Origin of the sequence: Lacrimispora sp., from assembly GCF_031982545.1 — a bacterium.
Taxonomy (GTDB): domain Bacteria; phylum Bacillota; class Clostridia; order Lachnospirales; family Lachnospiraceae; genus Lacrimispora.
Genome location: NZ_DALYXB010000011.1, coordinates 68,671 through 85,045 on the forward strand (window position 1 = coordinate 68,671; position 16,375 = coordinate 85,045).

At 43.3% G+C, this 16,375-nt stretch carries 15 protein-coding genes; 4 read left to right on the forward strand and 11 right to left on the reverse strand.

Annotation, left to right across the window (positions count from 1 at the left end):
* Together rfbF and ABS301_RS18445 are read right to left on the reverse strand one after the other, a co-directional pair.
* Nucleotides 1-777, reverse strand: coding sequence for a glucose-1-phosphate cytidylyltransferase (rfbF, locus tag ABS301_RS18440; RefSeq protein WP_349673610.1), 777 nt, complete (start codon nucleotides 775-777; stop codon nucleotides 1-3).
* Between the two features lie 22 nt (nucleotides 778-799).
* Nucleotides 800-1,582, reverse strand: a complete 783-nt coding sequence (locus tag ABS301_RS18445; protein WP_349673611.1) for a glycosyltransferase family A protein — start codon at nucleotides 1,580-1,582, stop codon at nucleotides 800-802.
* A 223-nt stretch (nucleotides 1,583-1,805) separates the two neighbouring features.
* On the opposite strand from ABS301_RS18445, the gene ABS301_RS18450 reads away from it, so the two are divergent.
* Nucleotides 1,806-2,228 carry an Hsp20/alpha crystallin family protein gene (locus tag ABS301_RS18450; RefSeq protein WP_349673612.1) on the forward strand — a complete coding sequence of 141 codons (423 nt, stop codon included), beginning with the start codon at nucleotides 1,806-1,808 and terminating at the stop codon, nucleotides 2,226-2,228.
* Between the two features lie 34 nt (nucleotides 2,229-2,262).
* On the opposite strand, the gene ABS301_RS18455 is transcribed toward ABS301_RS18450, so the two are convergent.
* From ABS301_RS18455 to fba, 3 genes are all read right to left on the reverse strand, one after another.
* Nucleotides 2,263-3,291, reverse strand: coding sequence for a M42 family metallopeptidase (locus tag ABS301_RS18455; protein ID WP_349673739.1), 1,029 nt, complete (start codon nucleotides 3,289-3,291; stop codon nucleotides 2,263-2,265).
* Between the two features lie 128 nt (nucleotides 3,292-3,419).
* Nucleotides 3,420-5,537, reverse strand: coding sequence for a glutamine synthetase III family protein (locus tag ABS301_RS18460; protein ID WP_349673613.1), 2,118 nt, complete (start codon nucleotides 5,535-5,537; stop codon nucleotides 3,420-3,422).
* 204 nt (nucleotides 5,538-5,741) lie between these two features.
* On the reverse strand, nucleotides 5,742-6,605 hold the full coding sequence (gene fba, locus ABS301_RS18465; protein WP_349673614.1) for a class II fructose-1,6-bisphosphate aldolase: 864 nt from the start codon (nucleotides 6,603-6,605) through the stop codon (nucleotides 5,742-5,744).
* Nucleotides 6,606-6,784: 179 nt separating this feature from the next.
* On the opposite strand from fba, the gene ABS301_RS18470 reads away from it, so the two are divergent.
* The gene (locus ABS301_RS18470; RefSeq protein ID WP_349673615.1) at nucleotides 6,785-8,191 is read left to right on the forward strand and encodes an MATE family efflux transporter; all 1,407 of its coding nucleotides are present in this window, start codon (nucleotides 6,785-6,787) and stop codon (nucleotides 8,189-8,191) included.
* Here the strand turns inward: ABS301_RS18470 and thrC are convergent.
* The gene (gene thrC / locus ABS301_RS18475; RefSeq protein WP_349673616.1) at nucleotides 8,188-9,672 is read right to left on the reverse strand and encodes a threonine synthase; all 1,485 of its coding nucleotides are present in this window, start codon (nucleotides 9,670-9,672) and stop codon (nucleotides 8,188-8,190) included. The two genes, ABS301_RS18470 and thrC, sit on opposite strands and share 4 nt — an antisense overlap.
* A 217-nt stretch (nucleotides 9,673-9,889) precedes the next feature.
* On the opposite strand from thrC, the gene sfsA reads away from it, so the two are divergent.
* The gene (sfsA, locus tag ABS301_RS18480) at nucleotides 9,890-10,627 is read left to right on the forward strand and encodes a DNA/RNA nuclease SfsA (protein ID WP_349673617.1); all 738 of its coding nucleotides are present in this window, start codon (nucleotides 9,890-9,892) and stop codon (nucleotides 10,625-10,627) included.
* Nucleotides 10,628-10,642: 15 nt separating this feature from the next.
* Here the strand turns inward: sfsA and ABS301_RS18485 are convergent, their stop codons facing one another.
* Complete coding sequence (locus tag ABS301_RS18485; protein ID WP_349673618.1) at nucleotides 10,643-11,302, reverse strand: cyclic nucleotide-binding domain-containing protein; 660 nt, start codon at nucleotides 11,300-11,302, stop codon at nucleotides 10,643-10,645.
* A 101-nt stretch (nucleotides 11,303-11,403) separates the two neighbouring features.
* Here ABS301_RS18485 and ABS301_RS18490 point away from each other — a divergent pair, with 101 nt between their 5' ends.
* Nucleotides 11,404-12,318, forward strand: a complete 915-nt coding sequence (locus ABS301_RS18490; protein ID WP_349673619.1) for a DMT family transporter — start codon at nucleotides 11,404-11,406, stop codon at nucleotides 12,316-12,318.
* A gap of 68 nt (nucleotides 12,319-12,386) precedes the next feature.
* Here ABS301_RS18490 and ABS301_RS18495 read toward each other — a convergent pair whose 3' ends face one another.
* From ABS301_RS18495 to ABS301_RS18510, 4 genes are read right to left on the reverse strand one after another with little or no spacing between them, the layout of a single operon-like run.
* A complete protein-coding gene (locus tag ABS301_RS18495) occupies nucleotides 12,387-13,277 on the reverse strand; it encodes a TPM domain-containing protein (RefSeq protein ID WP_349673620.1) in 891 nt (296 codons plus the stop codon).
* The gene (locus ABS301_RS18500) at nucleotides 13,274-14,317 is read right to left on the reverse strand and encodes a TFIIB-type zinc ribbon-containing protein (protein ID WP_349673621.1); all 1,044 of its coding nucleotides are present in this window, start codon (nucleotides 14,315-14,317) and stop codon (nucleotides 13,274-13,276) included. The genes ABS301_RS18495 and ABS301_RS18500 overlap by 4 nt, the downstream gene beginning before the upstream one ends.
* Nucleotides 14,314-15,483 (reverse strand): SPFH domain-containing protein, encoded by a 1,170-nt coding sequence (locus ABS301_RS18505; protein ID WP_349673622.1) that lies wholly within the window; start codon nucleotides 15,481-15,483, stop codon nucleotides 14,314-14,316. The genes ABS301_RS18500 and ABS301_RS18505 overlap by 4 nt, the downstream gene beginning before the upstream one ends.
* 56 nt (nucleotides 15,484-15,539) lie before the next feature.
* Entirely contained in the window at nucleotides 15,540-16,367 is an 828-nt protein-coding gene (locus ABS301_RS18510; protein ID WP_349673623.1) for a deoxyribonuclease IV, read from the reverse strand.
* Between the last annotated feature and the right edge of the window lie 8 nt (nucleotides 16,368-16,375).

Here is a 16,375-nt window from a genome sequence, read left to right on the forward strand (position 1 = left end):
TTATTTCTCCCATATCTTCCAGGGTGCTTTCCCGGACTGCCATAACTCTTCCAGCTTCTTCATCTCTCTCTGGGTATCCATGCACTGCCAGAAGCCAGTGTGATGGAAGCTCATCAGTTCTCCTTCTGCTGCCAGTCTCTGTAATGGCTTCTGCTCCAGAACTGTAGAGTCATCTTCCAGATAAGAAAAAATCTCAGGATTAAATACCATAAAACCGCCGTTGATCAGGCTGGCATCTGTCTCGTCCTTTTCCCGGAAGGAACGCACAACATCGCCTTCATCAATATCTAAAACTCCCTTTAACTGGGCAATATTTACCGTTGTCATGCTTGCAATTTTCCCGTGGCTTTCATGGAACTTTAAAAGTGCGTTTAAGTCCACATCACAGACTCCGTCTCCATAGGTAAGCATAAACGGTTCTTCTCCTATAAAGGGCTGTATTCGTTTCACTCTTCCGCCAGTCATGGTATTAAGTCCGGTATCCACAAGGGTTACCTTCCACGGTTCGGAATAATTATTATGTACCTCCATGCTGTTGTTGGCAAGGTCAAACGTCACATCGGAGGTATGAAGAAAATAATCTGCAAAAAATTCTTTCACTACATACTGCTTGTATCCCAGACAGATCACAAAATCATGGAATCCAAACTGGGAATAATATTTCATAATATGCCATAAAATGGGCTTTTCACCGATTTCAATCATTGGCTTTGGTTTTAAATGACTCTCCTCACTGATTCTCGTTCCAAGACCCCCTGCTAATAATACAACCTTCATCCTGCTTCCTCCTGACATTCTCTTATTCATATTCATGGTAAGCCTTCCGGTAAAAATGCATCAGCACCTTTACAACTGGTCCCGGCCACATCTTTTTAAACATCTCTGTCTCTTCTTTTATACGGCTGTTATCCTCTATGGCTGCCTTTGTCGCTGCTTCTTCATGAACCCGGTAATAAAGAACGGGTTTCTCCACACAGATAAAACGTCCTGGCAGCTTAGACAGCTCATAAAGCGTATCCCAGTCCAGGGCAAAATGATAGGGGGAGGTAAAGAGTGGTTCCCCCAATTGTTCCTTATTATATGCACATGCAGGACAGCATATGGAATTTCCAAATAGCAGTACACTTTTTTTAACCCAGGACAGATGACTGAGGAATCGCAGCCTTAAAGGCAGACGTAAAATCCGCTTGATAAATTCAACCGGCTCAAATGCTGCCAGCTTGTCCTTCTTTACAACAACATAACCGCCGGTAAATAAAGTCATGTCCGGATAACGTTCATAACAATTCATCAGATTTTTTACATAGTCTTTCTGATACAGATCATCCTGATGGGCAATGGTCACAAATGTGGAATCTGCCATGTAATAGGCAAAATTCCAGTCATCCCGGATACTGCTTTTCTCGTGTCTGATAAACAGGGGAATCCCGTACTGATCAGCCAGACCGCTTATATAGGTACTTGGCGTGGATGTACACAATATCACATCGGATTCCACACTTTGGGTTTTAATCGATCGGATACAGGATTCCAGATAAGGCGAATCCTTATATGCACAGATTGCAAATGTATGTGGTTTCATTCTTTACCTCAAAATACGTTTGTTTTTGTCTGGCTATGATTATATCATAAAAACAATAAAACATACTACCATATTCATTATTTTGAAAGAAATTGGGGGTATCAACAGCGAAAAATAAATTTTTTATTAAATTAGCACTCACCTGTTGACAGTGCTAATAATGAGTGTTATATTACATGTATAACAAATAAATCATTTAATCATTGGAAAGGAGATATGGCTTATGATGATGCCTAGCATTTTTGGTGAGAGCTTATTGAGTAACTGGATGGATTTCCCCTTTGACCGTTCCTTTTTCGGCACAAAAGAAGGTATGAAAACTGATGTGAAGGAAGTTGATGACGGCTATGAACTGGATATCGATCTTCCAGGATTTCAAAAGGATGATATCAAAGCCCGGCTCACAGACGGCTATTTAACCATAACTGCATCAAAAGGAGAGAATAAAGAAGAAAAAGACAAGGATGGCCGTTATATCCGCCGGGAACGTTATTCCGGAAGCATGAGCCGTAGTTTCTATGTAGGCAATGCCGTAAAAGAGGAAGATATCCGTGCTAAATTTGAAAATGGGATTCTGAAGCTGTCCGTTCCAAAGAATAAGAAAACTGAGATCGAACAGAATAATTACATCTCCATAGAAGGCTGAAAAAAGGAGGTCCTACCCACAGGACCTCCTTTTTTTATATCAGTTCTATATAAGCCTCAATCAGCTTTAATGTCTGTTCCATTCCTTTCACATGGGTCCGCTCGGTTCCATGGGAAGCATGTACGCCCTGTCCGATCAGTGCAGCCCTGATGTCATGTCCGCCACGGATGGCTGCCCCGGCGTCAGAACCGTAATGGGGGAATACATCTACGGCATAATCAATCTTTTTCTCCTTTGCCAGGGAAATGAGACGGTTGGTCATTTCATAATCATAAGGTCCGGATGAGTCCAGGGCACAGATCGATACCTTCCGTTCGTCCCCTGATAAATCATCTCCAAGAGCTCCCATATCCACTGCGATAAACTCCACAATGTCTCCCGGTATCCAGCTTGCGCCAAATCCAACCTCTTCATAATTGCTGATTGCAATTTTTAACGTCTTTTTCGGCTTTCTCCCTGATTCACTGATGTCCTTTAAAACCCCTAAAAGAACTGCCACAGAGGCCTTATCATCTAGATGACGGGACTTGATATAGCCACTTTCCGTATATGAAAACATAGGATCAAAGCTGATATAATCACCTGGTGCGATCTCCAGCTTTCTCACATCTTCTTCACAGTCAGCCATCTCATCTAACCGTACTTCCATGTTCTTTGGCTTTCTTTCCAAAGTCCTGGCGTCGTCATAAGTATGAACAGAAGGCTCTTTGGTAAGTATTGTTCCGGTATAGGTCTTTCCGGTTCTGGTATGAACTTTGCAGTACATTCCCTCTATGGACTCCATCATAAATCCGCCCACTGGAACCATAATGAGCATCCCTTTTGAGGTAATGGAACGCACCATGGCGCCCAACGTATCAACATGGGCGGATAAACCAAGAACTTCCTTTTCTTCGCCTGGAACTTCAATAATCAGTCCGCCTTTTTTATTATAACAGGCAGCATATCCAAACCCTGCCGCTTCCTTCTCCACTGCCTTTAACACTTCTTTGGTGTATCCGCTGGGACTTGGAATATTCACGATTTTTTCCAATATGGTTGTTACATATGTCATTGTTTCCATCATATTTGCCTTCTTTTCTGGTTTTTTACTATTTTAGCAGATCTTATAACGGAAATCCAGTGAAATACAAAAAAGGCTGGAAAGCCATCCGGTTACCGGTATGCTTTCCAGCCAGTCATCACTTTTTATTATACTTCAAAAATCAGATCGCCGTAGCTTGGAAGTGGCCATAAATCCCTATCTACAATCATTTCCAGCTTATCTGCCGGCTCACGAAGAGCTGCCATTGCAGGTACTACTTCACTGTGGTAAGCAGCTGCCTGTTCTTTGTTTTCTCCAATTGACGCACATTTGTCAGTAATATCAATGAGAGCGGAAAGTGCTACCTTCATATCAGAAAGATATGCGCTCACCTCGGTGAGAAGTTCTTCCTGCACACTGGTATCAGCAGATGGGCATGCTGACTTAACCTTTCCTAACGAATCTGCAAGAACGGTTGTATATTTCACAACTGCCGGAATAAGCTGCTTTCCTGTCATATCAATCATGGTTCTTGCCTCAATATTAATGGCTTTTGAATAGGTCTCATATTCGATCTCAACACGGGACTCTAACTCAGCCTTAGTAAATACCTTGAATGATTCAAACATGCTGATGGATTTTTCTTTTGTAAGAGCAGGGATTGCATCAACCATTGCTTTGATGTTTGGAAGTCCTCTTCTCTCTGCTTCTTCTACCCATGCATCAGAATAACCATTGCCGTTAAAGATTACTCTCCTATGTGCTGCCAGCTGTTCTTTAATCATATCATGTACAGCCGTATCAAAGTCTTCTGCTTTCTCAAGTATATCTGCCGCTTCCTTAAATGCCTCTGCTGTAATGGTATTTAATACAACGTTAGGTGATGAGATGGAATCAGAAGAACCTACCATACGGAATTCAAATTTATTGCCGGTGAATGCAAATGGTGAAGTTCTGTTTCTGTCAGTTGCATCTTTAAATAAATCTGGCAGAGTCTTAACGCCTGTCTTTAAGGTACCGCCTGACTTGGAGTGAGTTGCCTCACCTGTGCTGCAAAGCTGATCCACTACGTCCTCAAGCTGTTCGCCGATGAATACGGAAATGATTGCTGGAGGTGCCTCGTTTGCACCAAGTCTGTGATCGTTTCCAACATCTGCTGCAGACTGACGGAGAAGATCGGCATGCTTGTCAACTGCCTTTAAGATACAGGATAATACCAGTAAGAACTGAATGTTCTCATGTGGTGTTTCGCCTGGATTTAATAAATTAATACCGTCGTCACTGGTTAAGGACCAGTTGTTATGCTTACCAGAACCATTTACGCCTGCAAATGGCTTCTCATGAAGCAGACAGTTTAATCCGTGACGGCCTGCAACCTTCTTTAAGGTTTCCATAACAATATGATTGTGATCAACTGCCACATTGGCCTGCTCATAGATTGGTGCCAGCTCATGCTGAGCCGGTGCAACCTCATTATGCTGGGTCTTTGCAGGTACGCCAAGCTTCCAGAGTTCTTCATTTACTTCCTTCATATACGCTGCAATTCTCTCACGAATGGAACCAAAGTAATGGTCTTCCATTTCCTGTCCCTTAGGAGGCATTGCACCGAATAAGGTTCTTCCGGCGTAAATTAAGTCTTTTCTCTGTAAATATTTTTCATGATCAACGATGAAATATTCCTGTTCCGGTCCAACGGAAGGAGTTACTCTCTTTGAAGTGGTGTTGCCAAACAGTCTTAAAATTCTTAAAGCCTGCTCATCAACCGCTTCCATCGATCTTAAGAGAGGAGTTTTTTTATCGAGCGCTTCTCCTGTATAAGAACAGAAAGCAGTGGGAATACAAAGTGTAACACCAATTGCATCTTCTCTTAAAAATGCAGGTGAGGTACAATCCCATGCAGTATAACCTCTTGCTTCAAAGGTTGCTCTTAATCCACCGGAAGGGAAGGAAGAGGCATCTGGTTCACCTTTTACCAGCTCTTTACCGGAAAACTCCATGATTACCTTACCTTCTGATGTGGGAGAGGAAATGAAGGAGTCATGCTTCTCGGCAGTAATGCCTGTCAGCGGCTGGAACCAGTGTGTATAGTGAGTTGCGCCTCTCTCAATTGCCCAATCCTTCATTGCATGGGCTACTACATCTGCAATGGAAGGATCCAGTTCTGCACCGTCTTCAATTGTTTTCTTTAACTTCTTAAAAACGCTTTTAGGCAGACGCTCTCTCATAACGGTCTCGTTAAATACATTCTTACCGAACAGCTCGGCTACATTCACAACTTCGCTCATAAATTTTCCATCCTCTCATATTAATTTCCACTTAATAAAATTAAGTCTGATTGTTATTTTAGTCTCCTCATTATCTGAATATGCACATAAAACAGAAAAGGCGCCCTCCTATCATAAGGAGAACGCCATTGTTCTTAATTAAAATAAACCATTTTCCTAAAAAAATCAAGTACTTTTTTCAAAAATATTTTTTTTAGAAGGTTTTTAAGCTTTTCCAACAGAACCGAATAACTCCATCTTCTCTTTTACAGTCGCTTTAATGGCATCCGTTCCTGGTGCAAGAAGCTTACGAGGATCAAATCCCTTACCCTCTAAATCTTTGCCTGCTTCAATATACTTACGGGTTGCTTCTGCAAAGGTAAGCTGGCACTCTGTATTAACATTGATCTTGGCTACGCCAAGGCTGATGGCCTTTTTAATCTGGTCTTCCGGAATACCTGTCCCACCATGAAGAACAAGTGGCATGTCACCTACTTTATCTTTTACGGCTGCCAGAGTATCAAAGCTTAAACCTGCCCAGTTTGCCGGATATTTTCCATGAATGTTGCCAATTCCTGCTGCCAGCATGGTTACGCCTAAGTCAGCGATCTGCTTGCACTCATCAGGATCTGCACACTCACCCATACCAACTACGCCGTCTTCCTCGCCGCCGATGGAACCAACTTCAGCTTCAATGGAAAGGCCCTTTTCATTACAAACCTTTACAAGCTCGGTTGTCTTTTCCACATTCTCAGCAATTGGATAATGGGAACCATCGAACATGATGGAAGAAAAGCCTGCCTCGATGCACTTATAGCAGCCATCATAAGAACCGTGATCCAGATGAAGTGCCACTGGAACACTGATCTTTAATTCTTCAATCATGGCTTTCACCATAGCCGTAACGGTTTTATAACCTGTCATGTATTTGCCAGCGCCTTCGGAAACTCCCAGAATAACCGGAGATTTCAGTTCTTCGGCTGTCAGTAAAACAGCCTTTGTCCACTCAAGGTTGTTGATGTTGAACTGTCCAACTGCGTATTTTCCATCTCTTGCTTTTTCAAGCATCTCTTTTGCTGAAACTAACATATCACAGACCTCCATATTATTTATTGTCTTACATTTTTTTATTATAACCTATTTTAACTTATTTGGAAAGATTATTTTTTTCAAGATTGTTTTTTTTATAACAAAGTTACATTTTGCTTTCAGAAACATTTTGTTCTATAATGAATACAAACAAATAAATGAACAACAGGAGAGTTTTCATGAGACATAAGATAAGATTCGCCGGTCTGGACAGCCAAAACAGGGAACAAGCTTCAGAAATCAACCCCAAACACCCGGAACTGTTTACAGGTCCACAGCTGAAACATCTGATCTTTCCTCTGGTGATTGAACAGATTCTGGCTGTGTTTATGGGAATGGCGGATACCATAATGGTGGCCTCCTGCGGAGAAGCGGCTGTATCAGGCATCTCGATCGTAGATACCATCAGCGTCCTCTTAATCGGATTATTTGGAGCCATGGCGGCCGGCGGGTCAGTCGTCACTGCCCAATATATCGGCAAAAAGGATGATAAGAATGTAGCCAGGGCTGCAGGGCAGCTGTTTCTGGCAATCGGAGGTATTTCACTTTTTTTAATGGCCTTCACACTTATATTTAACGAGCCGCTTCTCCAGGTTATCTATGGATCCATTGACAAGGATGTACTGGAAAATGCAAGAATCTATTTTTATATATCTTCAATATCCTATCCGTTTCTGGCATTTTATAACAGTGCGGCAGCACTGTTTCGGGCAGTGGGCAATTCCAAAGTTTCCATGCAGATTTCCCTTTTTTCCAATCTGTTCAACATAGCTGGAAACGCCCTCCTCATCTATGTATTTCACTTAGGTGTGGCTGGCGCAGGAATTTCTACCCTGATCTCCCGTATCATCTCAGCTGTATTAATTCTTATTCTGTTAAAAAAGCAGGGGGAATTCCCTGTAGAATTCCGGCTTAAACCGGATAAACGCATCCTTGGCCAGATCCTCTATATCGGAATACCAAACGGACTGGAAAACAGTATCTTCCAGCTGGGAAAGCTGTTGTTATCCAGTCTGATTGCCGGCTTCGGAACAGTTGCCATCGCAGCAAATGCAGTGGCCAGCACCATCTGCGGGCTTGAAATCATACCAGCCAATGCAATCGGAATCGCAATGGTAACCGTAGTAGGCCAGTGCATTGGAGCCGGTGAACTTTCACAAGCCCGCCATTATATGGGCAGGCTTGTGAAAACAGCTTACTTGTGGCTGCTGGTTCTGAATTTGTCCCTTCTGCCCTTCTTAAGAGTGATCTGCGGTCTGTTCCAGCTCTCCGCTGAGACAAGTGCACTGGCGATAGAACTTATGGTTTATCACAGCATCTGCTGCATGCTGATTCATCCTCTGTCATTTTGCCTGACCAATGGTCTCAGGGCGGCCAACGACGTCCGTTTTACCATGACCGTATCCATCTGTTCCATGTGGATCTGCCGGATCGTAATGGCATACTTATTAAGTCTGTATTTCGGACTTGGACTGATGGGGATCTGGATTGCAATGACGATCGACTGGCTGGTGCGCGCCATATTTTTCACGACCCGGGTTTTAGGCGGGAAGTGGCGCCGATACGCAATGCGAAGTTTAAATTAAGCCAAAAAGCCCATAACGGTTTCTTTCATTCTATCCCCATCGCACTCGGTCTGATGAAGAACTGGTGCGGTGCGGATTTCTTCAACTGCCTGGGGAATATCAATCCCGGATACGTTTGATAAAAGGTCGATGATCCTGAATTCATCTTCCTCCGAATTCTTACCTTCCAAAGCCTCTAAAACACTTCCGGAAAACTTATAGGGGCTGGCTGTAGAGGCGATAACCGTCTTAGTTTCATCCTTTGACTGTTCTTTATACTGACGGTATACAGAAGCGGCAACACCTGTATGTGTGTCAATCACATATCCGGTGCGGTCAAACAGATCTTTGATGGTTCTCTGATTCTCTGCCTCTCCTGCATATCCTCCAATAAAATCTTCCATAAACTTTTTCATGGCTGGTGTAACAGTATAGCTGCCTGTTTCATTAAGCTCTTTCATAAGTTCTGCATTTTCCTCTGCATTACAGCCGGTGCTTAAATAAATGAGGCGTTCTAAGTTACTGGAAATCAGAATGTCCATGGAAGGTGAACTGGTGAGAATAAAATCTCTGTTTCTGTCATAGGTTCCTGACTGAAAGAAATCATAAAGAACTTTGTTCTCATTGGAAGCACAGATTAATTTTTCAATGGGAACTCCCATCTGTCTGGCAAGATAAGCGGCTAGAATGTTGCCAAAGTTTCCAGTTGGAACAGCTACATTGATCCGCTCCCCATCTGATATTTCTCCCCCTGCCAGCAGTTTTCCATAAGCATACACATAATAAACCACCTGAGGCACCAGTCTTCCAATGTTAATGGAATTGGCTGATGATAACTGATATCCCTTCTCTTCCAATTGAGCGGCAAATTCCTTATCACCGAAGATTTTTTTCACGCCTGTCTGGGCATCATCAAAATTTCCGTGAATGGCTGCCACATGGGTATTCTTTCCTTTTTGTGTTACCATCTGAAGTTCCTGGACACGGCTTACTCCGTTCTTTGGATAAAAAACAATAATCTCAGTTCCTTCCACATCAGCAAATCCAGCCATGGCTGCCTTGCCTGTATCTCCTGAAGTAGCCGTCAGTATCACGATCCTATTCTTTACCTGATTCTTTTTTGCAGCAACTGTCATCAGGTGAGGAAGTATGGAAAGTGCCATATCTTTAAACGCAATGGTACTTCCATGATATAATTCCAGATAATACGCACCGTCTGCTTTCGCAAGAGGAGCAATCTCTTCCGTATCAAACTTGCTGTCATATGCACAGTTAATACAGCTTTTTAATTCCTCCTCTGTATAATCGGTGAGAAACAGCTTCATCACTTCATAAGCAGTTTCCTGATATGTCAATGTAGAAAGTTCTTTCATGGTCTTGTCTAGCTTCGGGATAAAGCTTGGCATAAACAACCCGCCATCTGCTGCCAGCCCTTTTAAAATTGCCTGGGAAGCCGTCACATTGGCTTCTTTGCCTCTGGTACTCTGATAGGATAATTCCATGGTATCGCGTTCCTTTCCTGCTCTCTCTTAATAAGTGTGATTGAAAAAACCTTGCCAGCATTGTAGCACACTTTAAACTCGGGCGCAAGAAAAACAGACAAAAAAGTTTTCTTATTGCGGACATATGTTCTTGTATAGAGGACATTTTTCTAATTTGCATCTCCTGCAATGATGTGGTAAGATACTGTCAGAAATGCAGAAAGGAGTTACTGTCACATTGAACTATCCTAATATTGTAAAAGGCAGTTTTATTAACCGCCCAAACCGCTTTATCGCTTATGTGCAGATTTTATCAGGGGACGGAGAAGAAAAGACCGTAATCTGCCATGTTAAAAATACAGGCCGCTGCAAAGAACTTCTTCTGCCGGGCGTTACAGTACTCCTTCAGTATCATCCGGAAGCATCTGTCCTCGGCAGGAAAACAGAATACTCTCTGATCGGTGTCTATAAAAAAAGGGAGAAAGACACACTGTTAATCAATATGGATTCCCAGGCGCCTAATTTAGCAGCTTATGAATGGATCCTTGGATCTGAGTCAGTTTGTGATGTAAAAAGAGAGGTCACCTACGGTCAATCCCGATTTGATCTGGCTTTTCAGTTAATCGGCAAAGATGAGTCTGGATGTGTGACCCACACTCCTGCATTCATGGAGGTAAAAGGGGTGACCCTGGAAAATCACAACCATGCTCTTTTTCCTGATGCTCCCACAATACGGGGTATCAAGCATATCGAAGAACTGATTCATGCAAAAAATGACGGATATGAAGCCTACCTTCTGTTTGTAATTCAGATGAAAGGAATGACCGGCTTTTCTCCCAACGAAGAAACCCAGCCCGAATTTAAAGGAGCTTTAAAAAAGGCCTTAGCTGCAGGAGTTCACATCCTTGCATATGACTGCCAGATTACGGAGAACTCCATGATTGTGGACCAGCCGGTACCTTTGATTCTGGACTAACGGGATCATTCTTCCTCACTCCAGATAGAAATCCGGGGTGCGGGATAAAAGCTCCCTGCGGTCAACAATCCGGTATACCCTGTTTTCCTTTCTTATAACACCATCGTTGCAAAGCATGTTCATAACCCGGAATGTCTGGCGGTAGCTGGCTCCAATGGATTTTGACGTATCTGCCAGTGTCTCCAGAAAAATTCCTTCCTGTTCCGCAAACAGAATAAACGCACAAAGCCGTTCTTCACAGGTATGAAGAGCGGTAATCACACTCTTTTTGGAACTTCTAATCAGCTTTGATGCCAGTTCTTTCCCTATGTCATTGACAAAAGGGAGATTCTGTTTTAATTTCTCTTCGTATTTTTTATAGGGTAGACCGATGCAGATAAACTCTGTCACTGCACTGATGGTAGCGTTTGCAATATGGGAACCCGTCATTAACTCCACATCACCAATTATCCCTTCTGAAATATAATAGCAAAGTAAAAGATCCTTTCCATTGGCAGAAGCAGAACAGACCTTTGCTTTTCCAGAAACAACCAGAAGAAAATATTTCATCTCCATACCTTCCTGCAAGATCAGCTCTCCAGGTGCAAACCGAAGCAAAGCAGAATCACCAAGATCCATATCTGATAAATGAAACTGAAAATATATATTTCTGATTCTCTGTTCCGTTAAATTCATCTGCATCCCCTTCTCCCTGTCTCTTTCTGGAGTATGACATATGTCATACCGTCTTGTCAACGGGGTATGGTATGCTTGGATTCGAAATCGGAGGTGATTTTATGTATTATTTTCTTTCTCTCCTTGCCGGCGTAATTATATCATTTATGATTGCGCTCAATGGAGGTCTGACAGCACAGTACGGGGTATTTGGAGCGGCTGTTATCATTCATATCGTAGGTGTTTTATTTGCATTTCTTCTGCTTCAGCTTCTTCGTGACTCCAGTCAGAAGTCAGCAGAAAAACTCCCCTGGTGGCTATACACAGGCGGAATCATCGGAGTGCTGACGACTGCATTCAGTAATTTCGCATACGGGAAAATCAGTATAACAGGAATTATTGCCTTAGGGCTTCTGGGACAGGCAATTGCTTCCCTTGTCATAGACTGGCTGGGACTCTTTGGAATGACAGCATATCCGCCTAAAAAGCACACGCTGGCTGGACTGATCCTGGCCTTTCTTGGCATTGTTGTCATGCTGAACCATTCGTTCTACGGAACAGCATTTCCGGTTCTGATCTCTTTTCTAAGTGGGATTACCATCGTTCTCTCCCGCACGGTCAATGCTGGTTTATCAAAACACACCGGAGCTCTTAAAGGTTCCTTTATCAATCATCTGACAGGACTTCCGGTAACGCTGATTCTTCTGTTTCTTTTTGGAAGAAATGAAGCGGTCTTTCACAGTTTTATTCTTTCCCCCCATGTCTGGATCTACCTTGGAGGAACGTTAGGAGTTATCACTGTTTTACTTTTCAATGTAACAGTTCCCAAAATTCCTTCATTCAGGCTTACGCTTCTATCCTTTACCGGACAGATTTTTACCGGAATTATACTGGATCTGATTACCAGGAAAGGCTTTACTATGGCGACCTTTTCAGGTGGTCTTCTGGTCGCCGCAGGGGTTGGGATCTCCATGGCTGGAGAACGATTTGCTTTGCTATTTAGAAGCAAATTTCCCGTAACAGACGAGATTGGATAAGATCAAAAAAACAGGGTAGAAGCTGAAAAAGCTGGGATGTATACAACTTTTCAGACTTCTATCCTGTTTTAAAATTTCCTTCCCCCACCACCCATGGTGCGGCCAGAATTTGTATGAACAGTGCTTCGCCCCCCTGAAGACATTCCGCCTCCAGATGAGCGGTTGCTTCCCCCAGTATCTCGGGGTATGATCACATGGGTCACAACGCTATTCACTAAATTGTCATTTTGCCGTGAATAATGAAACTCGCAGTCTGCCCGGTAAGCCAGAAGGGAGTTAGCTGCTCTTCCTCTCTCTTTCGTCATGGAATACTGACTTTTCACACCACCGCACACAGCTGCGGCTGCGGCTACCGCCACTAATATCGCCAACGCAGCTTCATACCACTCTATATTTCGGTAAACACTGATCTCTCCCGTATCGCTATTGTAATTATACTGGCCTCCCGGTATCCCTGCCCGGTAATATCTGGTCACTCCGGACAGATAAGTCCTGGCACAGGCTGCATAATCACCCTGGCTGATCTCTTTATACGCATCATCAAGAATTGCATTCCATCTGCTGTCAGTCAGAAAACGGTTCATCTTTCCTACAGGCAGAATATACATTTCCCTGTTATCCATATCAATTAAAAATAAAACTCCCCGGTAATCACTCCCCACTCCGAAATTTCTTTCAATATAGAAGCTTTCCGCATAGTCCTTTGCAGCTTTCCCGCCGGTATCATCAGATGTTACGATCACCACATCCATATTCATCTCTTTTTTCATAGACTGGATTGTAGTTTCAAATTCCTCCTTCTCATCTGCCGAGAAAAGATCTGCATCATCATAAACCCTTGCTTCGTTCCCGTTATGTTCCTGATTCTGCATCGCGTAAGCAGCTGGCATCTTTCCAAATAACAGGAATACAGATATCAGGAATATTAAAATGCCAGAAAATAGTTTTATTATTCTCATATAAAATACCCCACAAGCAGCAGTAACAGACACACAGGGACAAATACTTTCGCAAAGAGAAGCATCAGCTTCCCTTTGTCAACCGGGATCTCGCCGCATACCTTTCCTGTTTGTCCATTAATGGTGAAATAATAAATCCGATTTTTACTTTCATCATTATAAGTAAGCGTCCACACTGGAAGAAGTGCATATTCCCATGTCTCGTCCTCTAACTTTATATCCTGATTTTCAACCCTTACAGAATCATAAGACGAGATGCTGTTACGCAGTGTATCAGCTGCAAAGGTTCTGATCTCAGACTTTACCTCATCTGTAAATTCCTGGTCCTCCATATCTCTGCGCTCTGCAACGAATCCGGAGAGATATCCCATTGTAAAAGGTATTAATTTGTCAGTCTCAAATGGAAGTACACCTTCCACCAGTTTATGGTTTGCTTTCTTTAATGCATTGCGTGGTACAAATTTTACCGGCATGGTGCCGGATCGATTCACTTCATATGTCTTAGTCTCCGTATACCTTCTGTCACCACTTTGCCATACCCGGATCCGCTCCGCTCTCGCTTCCAGACTTCCCTGAGTGGTACAGCTATATAGAAGATAGGGAAAATAGACGCCTGTGATCTTTTCAATCTGATCCTCACTGTAAAATGCCTTGGGAATATATCGTTTCTTCTTCAGCCAGTCCCGAAAGATCGCTGTAGCCTCTTTCTTATCATAAGAAAAGGGGATCACATAATCCGGATGAAATTCCCCGCTCAGACGCTGGGATAGGATAACCGGGTTATGGCAGTAATAGCAAAAGGACGCTGCAGTGGTGCTGTCCGTTACAAGTTCAGCACCGCAGCTGGGACAAGTGTATAATAAAGTCTCTGGTTGAACCGCTGATTCTTTCTTTTCTTCCTGCGTCTTTTCTTCCTCATTCATGAGTGCTTCCTGTGCAAATTCAGACAAACAGTATTCACAGGCATACTTCTGCTTTTGAGGATTAAACTTTAACGGCCCCCCGCAGTTGGGACACTTATAGGATATAATCCCACTCATGGCCTTGGCTTTCCGCATTCAGAACAGAATTTACCGGTATTAACCGCTCCACAGCCACAGGTCCAAGGGCCTTCCGGCTTTTTGCTGCCGCAATCCGGGCAGAATTTACCTGTGTTAACGCTGCCGCAGCTACAGGTCCATGTTTCCTGTGCACCTGCATTCTTTGCTGCCTGATTCATCTGCATCTGATTTGCATTGGCTGCGGAAGCAGCTCCCATAAATCCACCTGCAGTATTCATTCCCATACCCATTCCCATAAATCCTGCCAGTGAACCATTGGCATTGCTTCCCGCTGCCTCGATTCCTCTGGCCGCGGCGCCTTGAACATAACCTTCCCGTATGCCCGGATCACTGAGCATTGCTCCCTGATTTCTCATCTGAATTAATGATTTGGATTCTTCATCGTAGGAGATGCTTGCAATTCCCACAGACTGGATTTCAATTCCTCTTCCGGCTCTCCACTGGTCATCTAACACATCTGACATGTACTGCCCCAGTTCTCTGCCCTTGGAAGCTACATAAGATATCCGGATTCCATCGGCAGACATCTGATTAATGGAAGACTGGAGGGCTTCTAAAAATTCCGATAAATACTGCCCGTTAATATCCTCCACTTCAATATGATCAGCATTCTTTGGTACAGCCTCTGCATAAAAAAGAATGGGGTCTGTTACTTTTATGGAATAAGTGCCGTGAGCCCTTAAAAACAGCTCTGCATTGTAAAACTGATCGAAATAATTAATGGGATTGGGTGTGCCAAACTTGATTCCCTTAATTTCCTGCAGATTTATGAAGTAAACCTTCTGGGCAGTCGGTGTCTGACCTCCAAAACGGATCCGGTCAAAGGATTCGCTGACTGCTTCCTTTAACTGACCATTAAAAAGAGAGGGCATGGATGAATTCTTAACGGTAAAGTATCCAGGCTCCCCTGTATAGTCAATTACCTTTCCACCGTCAACCAGAAGCATAAACTGGTTGGGGTAAACATGAATGACGGAACCGTCTGAAACCGTATTATCAGTTCCCTTTGTATTGGATCCTTTCCGAACCTTTACACCGCTGGTAAACAGGGTCTGATCTCCCATATTGCCTGCCTCTATCACTTCCAGCCACTGGTCAGCCAGTGAGCCTCCGATTGCTGAAGTCAACGCTTTTACAATTCCCATTCCGATTCCTCCTTTAGATTTTTATTACATATTATACTGCACAGATGATGTCTTGGCTATCCCCTGCCCCGCATCATGGCAATTTCTTTTGCATATCCAGGTAAATCATTGGGTGTTTCCAGATAAAAAGGCAGATTCTTAAGACTGGGATGTTCAACGATCCGTTTTAACGCATCAAATCCGATCATTCCTTCTCCAATTGCTGCATGCCGGTCCTTATGGGAACCAAGGGGATTTAAACTGTCATTTAAATGTATGGCTTTCAACCTGGAAAGACCGATGATCCGATCAAATTCATTTAAAACTCCATCTAAATCTCCGGCAATATCATAACCTGCGTCCCAGACATGGCAGGTATCCAGACAGACTCCCATGCATTCTTTTAATTCAACCTGATTAAGAATTTCGCGAAGCTCTTCAAACGTTCGTCCCACTTCGCTGCCTTTTCCCGACATGGTTTCCAAAAGAACCGTGGTTTTCTGGTCTGATCTTAAAATCTGATTCAGCATATGGGAAATATAACGGATTCCTGTTTCTGCTCCCTGGCCAGTATGGCTGCCAGGATGAAAATTATAACAATTACCAGGAATATATTCCATTCGATCCAAATCATCTTTCATGGTATCTCTGGCCAGTTCCCTCAACCCCTCGTCTGCAGAGCATGCATTGAGCGTGTAGGGGGCATGGGCAAGAATCCGGTTAATTTCATGCTCTTTCGCAAAAGAGAGAAAACGCCCGATATCTTCCGGATCAAGTTTTTTGGCTTTCGTTCCTCTTGGATTTCTTGAAAAAAACTGAAATGTATCCGCACCGATCTTCACAGCTTCTTTGCCCATGGCGAGAAATCCTTTGGATGAAGATAAGTGACAGCCGATTGTAAGCATAAAAATCT

What these genes read in the sequence shown, in the direction of transcription:
- rfbF (WP_349673610.1), bottom strand. Translation starts at nt 777, where the DNA reads ATGAAGGTTGTATTATTAGCAGGGGGTCTTGGAACGAGAATCAGTGAG.
- ABS301_RS18445 (WP_349673611.1), bottom strand. Translation starts at nt 1,582, where the DNA reads ATGAAACCACATACATTTGCAATCTGTGCATATAAGGATTCGCCTTAT.
- ABS301_RS18450 (WP_349673612.1), top strand. Translation starts at nt 1,806, where the DNA reads ATGATGATGCCTAGCATTTTTGGTGAGAGCTTATTGAGTAACTGGATG.
- ABS301_RS18455 (WP_349673739.1), bottom strand. Translation starts at nt 3,291, where the DNA reads ATGGAAACAATGACATATGTAACAACCATATTGGAAAAAATCGTGAAT.
- ABS301_RS18460 (WP_349673613.1), bottom strand. Translation starts at nt 5,537, where the DNA reads ATGAGCGAAGTTGTGAATGTAGCCGAGCTGTTCGGTAAGAATGTATTT.
- fba (WP_349673614.1), bottom strand. Translation starts at nt 6,605, where the DNA reads ATGTTAGTTTCAGCAAAAGAGATGCTTGAAAAAGCAAGAGATGGAAAA.
- ABS301_RS18470 (WP_349673615.1), top strand. Translation starts at nt 6,785, where the DNA reads ATGAGACATAAGATAAGATTCGCCGGTCTGGACAGCCAAAACAGGGAA.
- thrC (WP_349673616.1), bottom strand. Translation starts at nt 9,672, where the DNA reads ATGGAATTATCCTATCAGAGTACCAGAGGCAAAGAAGCCAATGTGACG.
- ABS301_RS18485 (WP_349673618.1), bottom strand. Translation starts at nt 11,302, where the DNA reads ATGAATTTAACGGAACAGAGAATCAGAAATATATATTTTCAGTTTCAT.
- ABS301_RS18490 (WP_349673619.1), top strand. Translation starts at nt 11,404, where the DNA reads ATGTATTATTTTCTTTCTCTCCTTGCCGGCGTAATTATATCATTTATG.
- ABS301_RS18495 (WP_349673620.1), bottom strand. Translation starts at nt 13,277, where the DNA reads ATGAGAATAATAAAACTATTTTCTGGCATTTTAATATTCCTGATATCT.
- ABS301_RS18500 (WP_349673621.1), bottom strand. Translation starts at nt 14,317, where the DNA reads ATGAGTGGGATTATATCCTATAAGTGTCCCAACTGCGGGGGGCCGTTA.
- ABS301_RS18505 (WP_349673622.1), bottom strand. Translation starts at nt 15,483, where the DNA reads ATGGGAATTGTAAAAGCGTTGACTTCAGCAATCGGAGGCTCACTGGCT.
- ABS301_RS18510 (WP_349673623.1), bottom strand. Translation starts at nt 16,367, where the DNA reads ATGCTTACAATCGGCTGTCACTTATCTTCATCCAAAGGATTTCTCGCC.